11 protein-coding genes and 1 pseudogene are annotated in these 16388 nt (G+C 66.8%); 4 read left to right on the top strand and 8 right to left on the bottom strand.

The features are described 5' to 3' along the window. A pseudogene (locus GBO37_RS07100) lies at positions 1-250 on the top strand (ABC transporter permease); the annotation flags it as partial. Here the strand turns inward: GBO37_RS07100 and GBO37_RS07095 are convergent. Beyond that, positions 247-921, bottom strand: a complete 675-nt coding sequence (locus tag GBO37_RS07095; RefSeq protein WP_252928077.1) for a GntR family transcriptional regulator — start codon at positions 919-921, stop codon at positions 247-249. The pseudogene GBO37_RS07100 and the gene GBO37_RS07095 sit on opposite strands and share 4 nt — an antisense overlap. A 130-nt stretch (positions 922-1051) precedes the next feature. Between GBO37_RS07095 and GBO37_RS07090 the strand changes: the two genes are divergently transcribed. Next, positions 1052-1750, top strand: a complete 699-nt coding sequence (locus GBO37_RS07090) for an aspartate/glutamate racemase family protein (RefSeq protein ID WP_045981558.1) — start codon at positions 1052-1054, stop codon at positions 1748-1750. Positions 1751-1783: 33 nt separating this feature from the next. After that, the gene (locus GBO37_RS07085; protein WP_252928075.1) at positions 1784-3139 is read left to right on the top strand and encodes an NCS1 family transporter; all 1356 of its coding nucleotides are present in this window, start codon (positions 1784-1786) and stop codon (positions 3137-3139) included. A 36-nt stretch (positions 3140-3175) separates the two neighbouring features. Here GBO37_RS07085 and GBO37_RS07080 read toward each other — a convergent pair whose 3' ends face one another. From GBO37_RS07080 to glgB, 6 genes are read right to left on the bottom strand one after another with little or no spacing between them, the layout of a single operon-like run. Next, positions 3176-5611, bottom strand: a complete 2436-nt coding sequence (locus GBO37_RS07080) for a glycogen/starch/alpha-glucan phosphorylase (protein WP_148911157.1) — start codon at positions 5609-5611, stop codon at positions 3176-3178. Beyond that, entirely contained in the window at positions 5589-7463 is a 1875-nt protein-coding gene (locus GBO37_RS07075) for an amylosucrase (protein WP_252928073.1), read from the bottom strand. Before GBO37_RS07075 ends, GBO37_RS07080 begins: the two co-directional genes overlap by 23 nt. Beyond that, a complete protein-coding gene (gene glgX / locus GBO37_RS07070; RefSeq protein ID WP_252928072.1) occupies positions 7460-9544 on the bottom strand; it encodes a glycogen debranching protein GlgX in 2085 nt (694 codons plus the stop codon). Before glgX ends, GBO37_RS07075 begins: the two co-directional genes overlap by 4 nt. Then, positions 9541-10965 carry a glycogen synthase GlgA gene (glgA, locus tag GBO37_RS07065; RefSeq protein WP_256480166.1) on the bottom strand — a complete coding sequence of 475 codons (1425 nt, stop codon included), beginning with the start codon at positions 10963-10965 and terminating at the stop codon, positions 9541-9543. The genes glgX and glgA overlap by 4 nt, the downstream gene beginning before the upstream one ends. Next, positions 10965-12224 carry a glucose-1-phosphate adenylyltransferase gene (glgC, locus tag GBO37_RS07060; RefSeq protein ID WP_045981564.1) on the bottom strand — a complete coding sequence of 420 codons (1260 nt, stop codon included), beginning with the start codon at positions 12222-12224 and terminating at the stop codon, positions 10965-10967. The genes glgA and glgC overlap by 1 nt, the downstream gene beginning before the upstream one ends. A gap of 22 nt (positions 12225-12246) precedes the next feature. Continuing rightward, positions 12247-14430 carry a 1,4-alpha-glucan branching protein GlgB gene (gene glgB, locus GBO37_RS07055; RefSeq protein WP_252928068.1) on the bottom strand — a complete coding sequence of 728 codons (2184 nt, stop codon included), beginning with the start codon at positions 14428-14430 and terminating at the stop codon, positions 12247-12249. Positions 14431-14547: 117 nt separating this feature from the next. On the opposite strand from glgB, the gene GBO37_RS07050 reads away from it, so the two are divergent. Beyond that, positions 14548-16152: an alpha-glucosidase gene (locus tag GBO37_RS07050; protein ID WP_252928128.1), complete on the top strand. Its 1605-nt coding sequence runs from the start codon at positions 14548-14550 to the stop codon at positions 16150-16152. A gap of 19 nt (positions 16153-16171) precedes the next feature. Here the strand turns inward: GBO37_RS07050 and GBO37_RS07045 are convergent, their stop codons facing one another. Then, the gene (locus GBO37_RS07045) at positions 16172-16360 is read right to left on the bottom strand and encodes a hypothetical protein (protein ID WP_046000653.1); all 189 of its coding nucleotides are present in this window, start codon (positions 16358-16360) and stop codon (positions 16172-16174) included. Positions 16361-16388 lie beyond the last annotated feature (28 nt).

Below are 16388 nucleotides of genomic sequence, written 5' to 3'. Positions count from 1 at the left end.
GCCGTTGGCCCTGCCGGTGATCCTGGGGGGAATGCGGCTGACGGCGGTGATCTCGCTTGGCACGGCCACGATCGGCTCGACCGTCGCGGCCCGCACCCTGGGCGAGGTGATCATCGCGGGCCTGTTGTCGTCGAACACGGCCTTCGTCCTGCAGGGCGGGCTGGTCGTCGGCATCATCGCGGTGCTGATCCACGAAGGCTTTCAGGCACTGGAACGGATCGCCGCCCGCCGCACCGGCCTGGACCGCTAGCGCCCCCGCAACGCCGCCGACAGCGCGCCCGTCACCGGCAACGCGTCGTCGAACCGGATCCCCGCCTCGATATGGCGCAGGTGCGTATCCAGCAGGGACAGGGCCCGCCGCTCGTCCCGCGCGGCGATGGCCGCGACGATGTTCGCATGCTCATCCTCGGCGCACAGCGTGGCGTGGCCCTGGGCGTACAGGCCGATGATCAGCGACGACCGCATCGTCAACTCGTCCAGATAGCGGGTCAGCACCGGGTTGCGCCCGATCCGCGCCAACAGGATGTGAAACCCGCGCGACAGGCGGATGGCGGCGGGGCGGTTGTCCTGCCCGCGGGCCGCATCCTCGGCCGCCAGATGCGCCTGCAGGTCGGCCAGGTCCTGCGCGTCGGCCAGCCGGACGGCATTGCGGCAGATCGTCGTCTCGATCGCGCGGCGGGCCTGAAAGACGTCGCGCGCATCCTGCGGGGTGGGCGTCGCGACATAGGCGCCGCGATTGGGCAGGTGATCCACGACCTGCCAGCCGGTCAGCATCGACAGCGCACGCCGCACATGGGCGCGGTTGCAGGCAAAGATATCCGACAGCGCCTGTTCGCCCAGCTTGGTCCCCGCGCGCAGCCGCTGATCGGCGATGGCGTCCAGGATGCTGTCCACGATCAGTGTTTCCAAGGGCTTGTCCATGGTTTCCAATTTGCACCTTCCTTGGGCCTTCGCAACATTGTTCCGCCCGGAAAGACGGCAGAAAAATATGATTATAGATTGTTAACAATTCTTGGTAACAATAGGGCGACTCAGGAACACGGAGACGCCAATGAAGCTGGTCGTGATCAACCCCAACTCCACCGCATCGATGACCGACAAGATCCTGGCATCGGCCCGCGCGGTGGCCGCCCCCGGCACCGATGTCGAGGGCCGCACCGCCCATGGCGCCCCCGCCAGCATCGAGGGCCATTTCGACGAGGTGATGTCCGCCGCCCACCTGCTGCGCGAGGTGCAGCAGGCCCAGGCCGAGGGCGCCGACGCCATCGTGGTCGCCTGTTTCGACGATCCCGCCATCGGCGCCTGCCGCGAGGTCGCGACCGGCCCCGTGCTGGGCATCTGCGAGGCGGGCATCAAGGCCGCCAGCATGATCGCCACGTCGTTCTCCATCGTCACCACCCTGCCCCGCTCCGTCCCGGTGATCGAGGAATTGGTGCGCAAGTACGGCCTTGACCACCAGTGCCGTCGCGTCCGGTCGGCGGAAATTCCGGTGCTGGCCCTGGAAGAGCCCGGATCGAATGCACGGCAGCTGGTTCGTGCCGAAATCCTGCGCGCCATCGAGGAGGACCGTTGCGAAGCCGTCGTTCTGGGATGCGCCGGCATGTCCGACCTGACCGAATGGCTGAGCCACGAGACGGGAATTCCCGTCATCGACGGCGTGACCGTCGCCACCAAGTTCGCCGAGGCGCTGGTCGGCGCCGGGCTGCTGACCTCCAAGATCGGGGCCTATGCGCACCCGATCCAAAAATAAGAAATCCGCCATCTCCATACAGGGAGTATCCCCATGACCCATACCGGAACGATCGCCGATCACGCCCCACATGCCCTAGACGACAAAAGACCGGGCGAGGAGAGCCTTGCCCCGCAGACCACCCGCATCATGGACCCCTGGTCCTACCTGTTCGCCTGGCTGGGCGGCTGCGTCAGCATCGGCACCTTCACCGTCGGATCGGGGCTGGTGGGCACGCTGAACCTGATCCAGACCGTCGTGGCCATCGCCATCGGCTGCACGGTCATCGGCCTTGCGCTGATGATCAACGGGCGCGCGGGCCACAAGTACGGCATCCCCTTCATGGTGCAGGCCCGGTCGTCCTTCGGCTTTGCCGGGACGCGGCTGCCCGCGCTGGTGCGATCGGTCCCGGCGATCGTCTGGTACGGCTTTCAAAGCTGGATCGGCGCCGGCGCCCTGAACCTCGTCTCCGAAACGATGTTCGGCTACTCCAACATCTGGGTGTTCTTCATAGGCTTCCAGTTCCTGCAGATCGCCCTGTCGGTGCTGGGTTTCCACGGCATCAAGTGGCTGGAGAACATCGGCGCCGTGTTCATCATCGGCGCGCTGATCTACATGTTCTTCAGCGTGATCGGGCAGTATGGCGACCAGATCAGCACCAACCTGATCCAGGCCGAAGGCACCTGGGGCGCGCCGTTCTGGGGGGCCACGATGCTGTTCCTGGGCGTCTATTCCACGATGATGCTGAACGTGTCGGACTATTCGCGCGAATTGCAGCACCGCGTGGGATCGGTGCGGCAGGTGGTGATCTATGCCAACTCGATCCTGCCCGCGACGCTGTTCATGGGGATGATCGGCCTGATGGTGTCCTCGGCCACCGGAGAGGTCGACCCGATCAAGGTCTTCTCCAGCGCGGTGGACAACCCGATCCTGCTGGTGGTGACGCTGCTGTTCATCGCCTTTGCGCAGGTGACGACCAACATCCTGAACAACGTGGTGCCGCCCGCCTATGCGATGATGGACGTGTTCAAGCTGTCGTTCAAATCGGCCGCCGTCATCGTGGGCCTTCTGGCCTTCGCAACCTTCCCCTGGCTGCTGGTGCGCGACGAATCCGCGGCGGGGCTGGGCCTGTTCATCCAGACCTACAGCGCCTTCCTGGGGCCGATCTTCGCGATCCTGGTGGTCGACTATTTCGTGATCCGCCGTCAGACCCTGAACCTTGACCACCATTACGATGCCGACGGCCCCTATCGCGGCTGGAACCCGGCGGCGGTCATCGCGACCGTGGTGGGCGTCATCGTCGCGCTGATCTTTTCGGGCATCAGCTGGTATGCCAGCCTGATCCCGGCGGGGGTCACATATTGGCTGCTGATGCAGTACCTGCCATCGGCACAGCGCTTCCGCGCCTGACAGGAAAAAGGCCCCCGGTGACGGGGGCCTTTGGCATCATGCGGGCACGACCGGCACCGCGTGCCAGATGTCGCGCATGTATCCCCGGATCGTCCGGTCGGACGAGAAGAACCCAGACCGCGCGATGTTCAGGGCCGCCATCCGGTCCCAGGCCGCATGATCGGCATAGGCCCGGTCCACCGCCCGCTGCGTCGCGAAATAGCTGTCGAAATCGGACGCGACCAGGAACGGGTCGTCGTTCCAGGTCCGGTCCAGCAGCGTGTAATAGCTGTCGGCCCGGCCGAACTGACCTTCGGCGATCAGCTGCAGGGCGATCTTCATGTCCTCGGACGCCTCGATCGCGGCGCGGGCATGGCCGGGGCGGGCCTTTTCCGCCGCGGCCTCCTCGGCGGTCAGGCCGAACAGGAAGAAGTTCTCGGGGCCCACATGCTCGCGGATCTCGACGTTGGCGCCGTCCAGCGTGCCGATGGTCAGCGCGCCGTTCATGGTGAACTTCATGTTGCCGGTGCCCGACGCCTCCTTGCCCGCGGTGCTGATCTGTTCGGACAGATCGGCGGCGGGTATCAGGTCCTCGGCCATCGAGACGTTGTAGTTCGGCGGATAGGCGATCTGCAGGTACTTTGCCGTGACCGGGTCGTTGTTGATCTTGGCGGCCACGTCGTTGATCAGGTGGATCACCGACTTCGCCAGCCAGTATCCCGGCGCCGCCTTTCCGCCGAAGATCTTGACGCGGGGCGTCCAGTCGCCGTTCGGGCTGTCATGGATGCGCTTCCACAGGGCGATCGCCTCCAGCACGTTCAGCAGCTGGCGCTTGTATTCATGGATGCGCTTGATCTGGACGTCGAAGATCGCGTCCGGGTCGGCCTTGACGCCCAGCCCTGCCAGCAACCCGTCGGACAGGGCGACCTTGTTGGCGCGCTTGGCGCCCCGCAGATGTTCCAGGAAGGTGGCGTCGCCGGCATGGGTCTCAAGTCCCGCCAGCTGGTCCAGGTCCTTGGTCCAGCCGGTGCCGATGGTGTCGTCCAGAAGCCGCGTCAGCGCCGGGTTCGACATGCGCAGCCAGCGGCGCGGCGTTACGCCGTTGGTCTGGTTCACGATCCGGTCGGGATGCAGCTTGTGCAGGTCGGCAAAGACCGTGTCCTTGACCAGATCGGTGTGCAGCGCGGACACGCCGTTCACGCGGCCCGCCATGATGAAGGCCAGCTCTCCCATGTGGACCTGGTCGCCATGCACGATGCCGATATGGGCGGGGCGGTTGGTGGTCTTGCGGTGATCCTCGTCGATCATCTGGATGATCTGCATGTGCCGGGGCAGCACGCGACCCATCAGCCAGGTGGACCACCGCTCCAACGCCTCGGGCAGCAGGGTGTGGTTGGTATAGTTCAGCGTCCGCCGCGCCAGGTCCTGCGCGCGGTCGAAGGCCAGGCCATGCACGTCCATCAGCAGGCGGATCAGCTCGGGCCCCGCGATGGCGGGATGGGTGTCGTTCAGCTGGATCGCGACCTTGTCCGGCAGGATCTCCAGGTCGCCATGTTCGGCCAGGAACCGCGCCAGGATGTCCTGCAACGCGGCCGAGGTCAGGAAATATTCCTGCTTCAGGCGCAATTCCTTGCCTGACTCCGTGGTGTCGTCGGGATAAAGAACGCGCGACAGCGTGCGGGCCAGCGCCTCGGGTTCGGCCGCGGCCGTGTGATCGCCCGCGTTGAAGCGCTTGAGGTCCAGCAGCGTCGTCGGATGCGCCCCCCACAGCCGCAGCGTGTTGGCCCAGTCCCCGCCCCAGCCGATGACCGGCGTGTCATAGGCACGCGCCACGACGCTTTCGCCCGGATGCCAGACGGCATGGCCGTCGACCGTGTCGACATGACCCTTGAACCCGATCTCGTAGCTGTAGTTGATGCGCACGAATTCCCACGGATGCGGCTGGTTCAGCCAATCCTCGGGGGTCTCGACCTGCTGGCCGCCCTCGAAGCGCTGGCGGAACAGGCCGTGCTCATAGCGGATGCCATAGCCGAAGGCCGGGCAGGACAGCGACGACAGCGATTCCATGAAACACGCCGCCAGACGCCCCAACCCGCCGTTGCCTAGGGCCGCGTCGGGTTCGTCGTCCAGGATCACCTGCTCGTCCAGACCCAGCAGGGTCAGCGCCTCGCCCATGGCGGGCTCCAGGTTCAGGTTGATGATCGCATCGCCCAGGATGCGGCCGATCAGAAATTCCATCGACAGGTAATAGACCCGCTTGGCGCCCTGATCGCGGGCGGCACGGATGGCGCCGACCCAGGGGCCGACCATCAGGTCGCGCACCGTATAGCTGACGGCAAGGCGCCAATCGAAAACGGTTGCGAATTCCGGGCCGCGGCCCTGGGTGTGGGTCAGGTGATGCAGGATCTGATCGCGCAGATCCTGTGCCGACAGGGATTGGGTCACATTCCGCCTCTTGCGCAGGGAAAAATCAGGACAACCAGACGCGGCCATAGGGTGGCAATGCCAGCATGTCGTCATGCAGCGTCACCGTCGCGTCCGACAGAATGTCGCGCATGTCCGTCACGCCTTGAAAGCGCAACCAGTCGCCGCTGACCTGTTGCCAGCTTTCCGTGAAGTTGAAAAGACACAGAATGCCGCCCTGGGGCGCGCGGCGTGCGAATGCCAGCAGCGCGGCGTTGCCGCAGTCCAGAATTTCGGTCGGATGCCCGCCATGCAGGCGGTCACAGGACCGGCGCGCGGCCAGGATGGCGCGGGTGCCGTGCAGGACGCGGCCCTCGGGCGTGGCGGGGTCGGCGCTTGCGCGGGCGGCGCGGTCCCAGTCCATGGCGGGGCGGTTGATCCAGCGGCTGTCATGCGCATGCTCGGGCACGTCCAGATAGCCGTGGTCGTTCACCATCGCCAGTTCGTCCCCCATGTAGATCAGGGGGATGCCGCCAAAGGAAGCGATCAGCGCATGGCCCAGCAGGATACGGTCCACGGCCCGGTCGACCGCCAGCGGATCGCCCGCGGCCAGACCGGCCTCCAGCCCCGCCAGTGCGGCAAAGCTGCCGGCAATGCGCTTGTCGCCCGTCTCGGGGTTCTGCTGGAACAGCACGCCGCGGGCGAAGCTGCCCGGATAGCTGCCATCATAGAAATCCGACAGGAAGGCGCGATGCGCCGCCCCCGACAGGCCCAGGGCGCCCGCGTCCTCGTCCGTGATCGCCCATCCGATGTCGTCATGACAGCGGATGTACGTTGCATAGGTCGCGTTCGTCAGCACGCGCGGGAAATGCGTGCGCAGCACATGTGTCATCAGCCGCGTGTCGCGCGTGGCCAAGGCTGACCAGTACTGGACCATCAGGCTGTTGTGATAGCAGAGGTTCCCCTCGCGCCCGTCATGTTCGCCGCGCCCGAAATAGGTCAGCATCTCGGCCGGGCCGACGATGGCCTCCTCCAGATGGATCACCGCGCTGGCCGCGATCCGGGTGCAGGCGCGCAAGGCGCGCAGGATCAGATGGACTTCGGGCTGGGACTGGCAGGTGGTGCCCATGCGCTTCCACATGAAGGCCACCGCGTCCAGGCGCAGAACATCGACGCCCTTGTTGGCCAGGTTCAGCATGATCTGCACAATCTCCAGGAACACCCGCGGGTTGGCCCAGTTCAGGTCCCATTGATGGGCGTTGAACGTGGTCCAGACCCATTTGCCGAATTCGGGGTGATGGGTGAAGCTGCCCGGCGCGGTCTCGGGAAAGATCTCGATCAGCGACGCCTCATAGGCGCGGGGCAGCGTGTCGTCGTCGAACATCAGGTACATGTCCTGATAGTCGGGATCACCCGCCGCCGCGCGCCGCGCCCATTCGTGTTCCTGCGCGGTGTGGTTCAGCACCAGATCCACACACAGCGACATGCCCCGTTCGCGCAGGCTGCCCGCCAGCCGCGTCAGGTCGGCCATGCGCCCGAAGGCCGGGTTGATCTGGCGATAGTCCATCACCGAATAGCCGCCATCGCTGTCGCCCGGCCGCGGCATCAGGCAGGGCATCAGGTGGACATAGCTGATGCCCAGATCGCGCAGGTAATCCAGCCGGCCATGCACCCCCGACAGCGTCCCCGCAAAGCGGTCGATGTAGAAGACATAGCCCGCCATGCCAGACCGCTGGAACCAGTCGGGTTCCAGGTCGCGCATCAGGTCCAGGCGCTTCAGGTCGGCGGGACGCGCGGCCCAGCCCTCGCGCAGCGCGGCCTCCAGCTCGGCGCAGAAGGCGTCGTAATCGGGGCGATCGCCGTACAGGCGTTCCAGCATGGGCCACAGGTCGGGCGCGCTGCGCGCGAGGCGCATGTCGAAGATCGAAGGGGCTTGGGTCATGATACGCTCGGGGTGGTCAGCACGAAGGCCGCGACGCTGTCGGCGGCGATGGGTTCAAGGTCCTGGGCAGGCAGGTCCGGGTCGTCGTCCCGCGCGCTGTCCAGGCGGCGGCGCCAGCGGCCATCGGGCGCGTCGGGCAGGCGGACCTGCGCCTCGGGGCCGTTGTTGAAGACCAGGAAGACCGCTCCCGGCAGGGCCGCATAGGCGGGCGTGCCGGATGCCATGCGCATCTCGGCCGCCAGCAGGCGGCGGTCGGGGTCGTTCCAGTCGTCGGGCGTCATCGGCGCGCCATCGGCCCGGCGCCAGAACAGGTCGGGCAGACCGTCCTGTTCGCGCGGCTGGCTGTGCAGGAACCGCTTCTGCCGCAGGATCGGATGCGCGCGCCGGAACGCGATGACGCGGCGCACGAAGTCCAGGAAGGCCGGGTCCGCGCCGTCCCAGTCGACCCAGCCCGTCGGGTTGTCCTGGGCATAGGCGTTGTTGTTGCCGCCCTGGCTGTTTCCCAGCTCGTCGCCGGCCAGCAGCATGGGCGTGCCTTGGGACAGCATCAGCGTGGCGATCAGGTTGCGGCGGCGGCGGTCGCGCGCGGCGGTGATCGCGGGATCGTCGGTCGGGCCTTCGGCGCCCATGTTGTCGGACAGGTTGTGGTTGTGGCCGTCGCGGTTCTCCTCGCCGTTGGCCTCGTTGTGCTTGTCGTTGAAGCTGACCGTGTCCATCAGCGTGAAGCCGTCATGGGCGGCCACGAAATTCACCGAACTGGTCGCGGGGCGACCGTCATGGTCGAACCGCGCGGCCGATCCCGCCACCCGCTTGGCCAGCTTGCCGATCAGGCCCGGATCGCCCCGCCAGAACCCGCGGATCTGGTCGCGATAGCGGTCGTTCCATTCCGCGAAGGGCGCAGGATAGGCGCCCAGCTGGTATCCGCCCGGCCCGATGTCCCAAGGTTCTGCGATCAGCTTGACGCGGTTCAGGACCGGGTCCTGGCGGATGGCACGGAACAGCGGCGCGTCGCGGTCGAACACGCCGCGCGTGCGCCCCAGCACGGATGCCAAGTCAAAGCGGAACCCGTCCACATGCATCACCTGCACCCAGTATCGCAGCGAATCCATTACCAGCCGCAGCGTGAAGGGGCTGTCCAGGTTCAGCACGTTGCCGGTGCCCGCATCGTTGACATAGAACCGCCGATCCTCGGCCAGGCGGTAATAGGACGCGTTGTCCAGCCCGCGGAACGACAGGGTCGGGCCCAGTTCGTTCCCTTCGGCAGTGTGGTTGTAGACGACGTCCAGGATCACCTCGATCCCGGCCTTGTGGAACCGTGCGACCATCTGCTGGAACTCGGCGATGTCGCCCGTCTGCATGTAGCGCGGTTCCGGCGCGAAGAACCCATAGGACATGTAGCCCCAGAAATTCGTCAGCTTCCTGTCAGTCAGAAAGCGGTCGTCGGCAAAGGCATGGACGGGCAGCAGCTCGATCGCGGTGACGCCAAGCCGCGTCAGGTGATCCAGGACGGGCTCGGACGCCATCGCCAGATAGCTGCCGCGATGCCCGATATCGGTGCGCCCCGCGGTCAGTCCCTTGACATGCGCCTCATAGATCACCGTCTCCGACAGGGGCCGGTGCAGGGCACGGTCGTCGCCCCAGGCGAAGCTGGGGTCCACGACCACCGACTTCGGCATGTGCTGCGCACTGTCGCGGCGGTCGAAGGACAGGTCGGCATCGTGATGCCCGACCCGGTATCCCATCAACGCGTCATGCGCGGCGGGCCGTCCCGTCAGCCGCTTGGCATAGGGGTCTATCAACAGCTTGCGCGCGTTGAAGCGATGCCCTTCGTGGGGGCGATAGGGGCCGTGCATCCGAAAGCCGTATTTCTGGCCGGGGCGCAGCCCCTCGACATGGCCGTGCCAGACATGGCCCTCGCGTTCGGGCAGATCGACCCGCGTCTCTCGGTTGCGTTCGTCAAACAGGCACAGCACGGCGCGTTCGGCATGCTGAGAGAACACCGCAAAGTTCACCCCCGCGCCGTCGAAGGTCGCACCCAGGGGCGTGGGGCGCCCTGCGGTCATCGCGATGGTCTGGGTCATGACGGATGGGTCAGCCTTGCATAGAGATCGGCATAGGCACGGGCCGACTGCCCCCACCCGACGGGATGGGCCATGGCGTTGGCCTGCATCCGGGACCAGGTATCCCGGTCCGCGTAAAGGGTCGCCAGCCGCATCAGCGCCCCGCGCAGCGCCACCGCCGTGACGGGCGCGAACTGGATGCCCGTGGCCACGCCGCGCGCCAGCCCCGCGGGCGAGGCGTTGATGACCGTGTCGGCCAGCCCGCCGGTCAGCGCGACGACCGGGATGGTGCCATAGCGCAGTCCGTACATCTGCGTCAGCCCGCAGGGTTCGAACCGCGACGGCACCAGGATCGCGTCCCCCCCGGCAATCAGCCGATGAGAGAACGCCTCGTCATAACCGATGCGCACGGCCACGTTCGGGTCCGCCGCCGCCTGCCGGAACGCCTGTTCCAGGCCCGGATCGCCCGACCCCAGGACCGCCAGCTGACCGCCCGCCGCCATCAGCGCGGGCAGCGTCTCCAGCACCAGGTCCAGTCCTTTCTGATGGGTCATCCGCGACACGATCACGCAAAGCGGCCCCTCCGCCTGCGGCAGGCCCAGCTCCGCCTGCAACGCGGCCTTGGCGGCGGCCTTGCCCGCCGGGTCGGCGAAAGGAACGATGGCCGGGTCGGTCGCGGGGTCCCAGGCCTGTTCGTCGATGCCGTTCAGGATGCCGGTCAGGGCGGCCTGCCGGTGGCGCATGACCCCGTCCAGGCCCATGCCGAATTCCGGCGTCATCAATTCGTCCGCATAGCTGGGCGACACGGTGGTCAGCGCGTCCGCGCCCATCAGCCCTGCCTTCAGCGCCGAGATGCCGCCCCAGAACTCGTACCCCTCGCTGTAGAACCGCGCGGGGTCCAGGCGCAGCGAATGCAGCCGCCCCGGATCGGTCGACCCGGTGAAGGCGATGTTGTGGATGGTCAGCACCGTCCGCACATCGGCCCCGCCCATGCGCGGCAGGTATTCGGTCATGAAGCCCGCCTGCCAGTCGTGACCGTGCAGCACCTGGGGGCGCCATCCGGCCGCGCCATGGGCCGCGACATGCGCGCCCACCCAGGACAGCGCGGCAAAGCGTTCCGGGTTATCCGGCCAGTCGCGCCCGTCGGGGCCCAGATAGGGGTTGCCGGGGCGGCCATACAGATGGGGTGCGTCGATCACCAACAGGTCCAGCCCCGCGCCCCGCCCCTGCAGCAGGACCGCGGGCCCGCCGAACAGGTCGTCGAAGGCATGGACGGCCTCGGCTTCCTGCAGTGCGGCCATCACTGCGGGATAGCCGGGGACCAGGCTGCGCATGTGGACGCCCACGCCCGCCAGGGCGGCGGGCAGCGCGCCCGTGACGTCGGCAAGCCCCCCGGTCTTGACCAGGGGGGCGATCTCGGAGGCGACCGACAGCACCCGCATCACAGGGATGCCGCCCTTCGGTCCAGCATGTCCTGGGTGATCAGGGTCACGCCGCCCTCGCTGACGCGGAACCATCGGGCATCGGCATCGGGGTCCTCTCCGACGATCAGGCCCTCGGGGATGACCACGCGGCTGTCGATCACGACGTTGCGCAGCCGGGCATGGCGGTTCACCGTCACGTAGGGCAGCACCACAGCGTGATCCAGGACTGCATAGCTGTTCGTGTGCACCTCGGTGAACAGCAGCGAATTGCGCACCTCGGTCCCCGAGATGATGCAGCCCCCGGACACCATCGACGACACGGCAAGGCCGCGGCGGTCGGTCTCGTCATGGATGAACTTGGCGGGCGGCACGCTTTCGGAATAGGTCCAGATCGGCCAGTCGCGGTCCCACAGGTTCAGGTCCGGGGTAAAGTCGGTCAGCGCGATGTTGGCCTGCCAGAAGGCGTCGACCGTGCCCACGTCCTTCCAATAGGCTGGCGCATGCGCCTCGCGCACGCAGGACGTGTCGAACCGATGCGCCATCGCCTTGCCGTTCTTGACGATGTCTGGGATCAGGTCGGTGCCGAAATCGTGGCTGGAATTGGGGTCCTGCGCATCGCGCAGCAGCAGGTCGCGCAGGAAGGCCCAGTTGAAGACATAGATGCCCATCGAGGCCAGCGCCTTGTCCGGCTCGCCCGGCATGGCGGGCGGATCGGCGGGCTTCTCCAGGAAGGACACGATCCGACCCGTGGCGTCCACGTCCATCACGCCAAAGGCCGTGGCCTCCATCCGGGGCACGGTCAGGCAGCCCACGGTGACGTCCGCGCCGCTTTCGACATGCTCGCGCAGCATGATCTCGTAGTCCATCTTGTAGATGTGGTCGCCCGCCAGGATGACGATGTAATCGACGTCGTAATCGTCCACGATGTCGATGTTCTGGGTGACCGCATCGGCCGTGCCGCGGTACCAATGGTCCTCGGACGTGCGCTGGCTGGCGGGCAGGATGTCCAGGAACTCGTTGCGTTCGGCCCGGAAGAAGTTCCAGCCGCGCTGGCAATGCCGGATCAGGCTGTGGGCCTTGTACTGCGTGGCGATGGCGATCTTGCGGATGCCGGAATTCATCGCGTTCGACAGGGCAAAGTCGATGATGCGGGTCTTGCCGCCGAAATAGACGGCGGGCTTGACGCGCCGGTCGGTCAGTTCCTTCAGGCGACTGCCCCGGCCCCCCGCCAGCACGAATGCCATCGCCCGGCGCGTCAGCCGTTGCGTTTCCACCATGGTCCTCTCCTCCCTCATGATTTCAGCCTGCCGCCACGAAGATCACCACGGACAGGGGCGGCAGGGTCACAGCCATCGAAGCCGGCTGACCGTCCTGCGGTTCCCCGTCCGCCACGACGCCGCCCAGATTGCCCATGCCGCTGCCGCCATAGGCGGTGGCATCGGKGTTCACCGCCTCGCGCCAGCGCCCCGCCTGCGGCACGCCGATGCGGAAACCGAGGCGCGGCACGGGGGTGAAGTTGCAGACCACCACCACCGGCGGATCGCCCGCATCGCCACGCCGGATCCAGGAATAGGTCGACTGCGCGGGATCGGTCGCGATCCACTGGAACCCCTCGGGCTCGGCATCCTTGACGTGCAGGGCGGGGGTGTCGCGGTAAAGGCCGTTCAGGTCGCGCACCAGCGCCTGCACGCCCTGGTGCATCGGCTGGCCGGCGGCGTGCCAGTTCAGCTCTCCGTTGTGGTTCCACTCCTCGGGCTGGCCGAACTCGCAGCCCATGAACAGCAGCTTCTTCCCCGGATGCCCCCACATGAAGCCGTAATAGGCGCGCAGGTTCGCGAACTGCTGCCATTCGTCGCCGGGCATCTTGTGCAGCAGGCTGCCCTTGCCGTGGACGACCTCGTCATGGCTGATCGGCAGGATGAAGTTCTCGCTGAAGGCATACATCAGCCCGAAGCTCATCAGGTCGTGGTGATAGCGGCGGTGGACCGGATCGCGGCTCATGTAACGCAGGGTGTCGTTCATCCAGCCCATGTTCCACTTGAAGCCAAAGCCCAGCCCCCCCGCATCGACCGGGGCCGACACCTTGGGGAATGACGTGCTCTCCTCGGCCACGGTCATGATGCCGGGCTGTTCGCCGTAAGCCTCGATGTTCATGTTCTGAAGGAAGGCGATCGCCTCGTAGTTCTCGCGGCCGCCATCCTTGTTCGGAACCCATTCGCCGGCCTTGCGGGAATAGTCGCGGTACAGCATCGACGCCACCGCATCCACGCGCAGCCCGTCGATATGGTATTCGTCCAGCCAGTAGACCGCATTGGCGGTCAGGAAGTTCTGCACCTCGGTTCGGCCATAGTTGTAGATCAGCGTGTTCCAGTCCTGGTGGAACCCCTCGCGCGGGTCGGCATGTTCGTAAAGCTCGGTCCCGTCGAAGCGGGCCAGGCCATGCGCGTCGGTCGGGAAATGCCCCGGCACCCAGTCCAGCAGCACCCCCAGCCCCGCCTGGTGCGCCGCATCGACCAGGTCGCGGAACTCATGCGGCGGACCGAAGCGGATCGTCGGCGCATAGAGGCCCACCGGCTGATAGCCCCAGGACCCGTCGAACGGAAACTCGCTGACCGGCATCAGCTCCAGATGGGTGAACCCCATGTCCTTGGCATAGGCGACCAGGTCGCGCGCCATCTCCTGATAGGAGAGCGGCCGCCCGCCATCGTCGTACTTGCGCCGCCAGCTGCCCGGATGGACCTCATAGATGCTGATGGGGGCGCGGCGATCCTGCGCCCGCGCGCGCCGCGCCATCCATTCGGCGTCCTTCCAGCCATAGCCGGTGATGTCGCGCACCACGCTGGCCTTCTCGGGCGGATGCTGGCTGCCGAAACCCACCGGGTCGGCCTTCAGCATGACCCCGCCATGGGCGTCCAGAACCTCGTACTTGTAGAGGGTGCCCTCGCCCAGGTCGGGCAGGAAGATCTCCCAGAACCCCTGGCCCACGCGGCGCATCGGATGGCGCCGGCCGTCCCACCCGTTGAACTGGCCCACGACCGACACCCGCCGCGCATTGGGCGCCCAGACCGCAAAGCGGGTCCCTGCGACGCCCTGATGGGTGGTCACATGCGCGCCCAGCACCTGCCACAGCCGCTTGTGCGTGCCTTCGGCCAGCAGGTGCAGGTCCATCTCGCCCAGCACGGGCGCGAACCGATAGGGGTCGTCGAAGGTCCATTCGACGCCGCCGCCCGACCGGGCCTTCAGCCGATACGAACCGGCCGGGATCGGGCCGGCGAACAGATCGCCCGCCACGCGCGGTAGATCCGTCTCTCCATCGGGCCCCACGGCCGACAGTGCGGCCAGGTCGGGGTGATAGACGGTCAGCCACTGACCGTCGCCGAACGGGCGCGGTCCCAGAATTGAAAACGGTTGCGAACATCGCCCCTGGGCCAGCAGGGCCTGATCTTCGGGGCTAACATGCGGAGGATTCTTGCTTTTGTCCATGCGGCCCACCTTAGCCCGATCACAGATTCGGGCAATCGTCTGGTTAACGCTAACACCTCCTTTTTGATCCCGCTATAGTCATCCGCGACGACAGGATTTTCCGGAAAGGTATCGATGATGGCGGAATGGTGGCGCGACGCGGTGATCTATCAGATCTATCCCCGCAGTTTTCAGGACAGTGACGGCGACGGCATCGGCGACCTGCCGGGCATCACGCGCCGGCTGGACCATGTGGCGGGCCTTGGTGTGGATGCGATCTGGCTGTCGCCCTTCTTCACCTCGCCGCAGAAGGACATGGGCTATGACGTGTCCGACTATACCGGCGTCGACCCGCTGTTCGGCAGCATGGCCGATTTCGACGCCATGGTCGCCCGCGCGCACGCCCTGGGCCTGAAGGTCATCATCGACCAGGTCATCAGTCATTCCAGCGACAAGCATCCCTGGTTCGAGGAAAGCCGCCGCGACCGCACCAACCCCAAGGCCGACTGGTATGTCTGGGCCGACCCCAAGCCCGACGGCACGCCGCCCACGAACTGGCCCTCCGTCTTCGGCGGGCCGGCATGGGAATGGGAGCCGCGCCGGCGCCAGTACTACCTGCACAACTTCCTGATCGAGCAGCCCGACCTGAACATGTGGAACCCCGCGGTCCAGGACGCCCTGCTGGACACGATGCGATTCTGGCTGGATCGCGGCGTCGACGGGTTCCGGCTGGACACGGTCAACTACTACTTCCACGACGCCAAGCTGCGCGACAACCCGCCCAATCCCGACCACAAGGGCCCCGAGACCTACGGCTTTCAGCGCCACGTCCATTCCAAGAACCAGCCCGAGAACATCGCCTTCCTGGAACGCATGCGCGCGCTGACCGACGAATACGACGCCCGCATGATGGTCGGAGAGGTCGGCGACGGCGGCCAGACCGCCATCGACATCATGGGCGATTACACCCAGGGCGATGACCGCCTGCACATGTGCTACAGCTTCGAGATGCTCAGCCCCGACTTCACCGCGCGCCATTTCCGGCACACGATCGAGGGCGTGCACGATCATGCCCCCGACAGCCATTCCTGCTGGTCCTTCTCGAACCACGACGTGATCCGGCACGTGTCCCGTTGGGCCGACCATGCGCAATCCCCCGAGGCGCTGGCACGGCAGGCGGCGGCGATGCTGCTGTCCTTCCCCGGCACGATCTGCCTCTATCAGGGAGAGGAGCTGGGCCAGACCGAGACGACCCTGGTCTATGAGGAGCTGACCGACCCCCCCGCCCTGCGCTTCTGGCCCGAGGTCAAGGGCCGCGACGGCTGCCGCACGCCGATGGTCTGGGATCAGGGCGAACCGCATGCGGGGTTCTCGGACGCGGCGCCCTGGCTGCCGGTCAAGGACGACCAGGCGGTCCGCGCCGTGGCGCATCAGCAGAACAGCAACGACAGCGTGCTGGCCGCCTATCGCGGCACGATCGCCTTCCGCAAGGCGTCCGATGCGCTGCGCTTCGGCAAGACCGCCTTCCTGGACATGCCCGAACCGATCCTGGCCTTCCGCCGCGACCATGACGGGCAGGCGCTGACGGCGGTGTTCAACCTGTCGCGCATGCCCCTGTCGGTGGCGGTCGCGGGCGATACCGGCCTCAGCGGCCCGGTCAACGCCACGCTGGAGGGCGGCACGCTGCACCTGCCGGCGAACGGCTTCGCCTGGCTGACGGGTGCGCCGGCGCTGACCGCCTAAGATACGGGTGGCCGGGGCCTCAGGGCTCCGGCCGCCGCCACACGAACAGGGCCAGCCCCAGATAGATCCCCGCGGCCCCGAACAGCATGGCCCAGGCGGGACTGCCCGACCACAGCTCCACCCCCGCCCAGATCAGCGGCAGGATCACGCAGATCACCCGCACCCACAGCGGGCGAAAGAACGGCGCATCGGGATCGACCAGCTTCATGGCACACCTTCCAGGGGCTTGGGGGGGC

This window comes from Paracoccus sp. 08 (assembly GCF_024105395.1).
GTDB lineage: Bacteria > Pseudomonadota > Alphaproteobacteria > Rhodobacterales > Rhodobacteraceae > Paracoccus > Paracoccus marcusii.
Note: the sequence above shows the minus strand (reverse complement) of the source record. Positions and strands in the feature narration are given on the sequence as shown.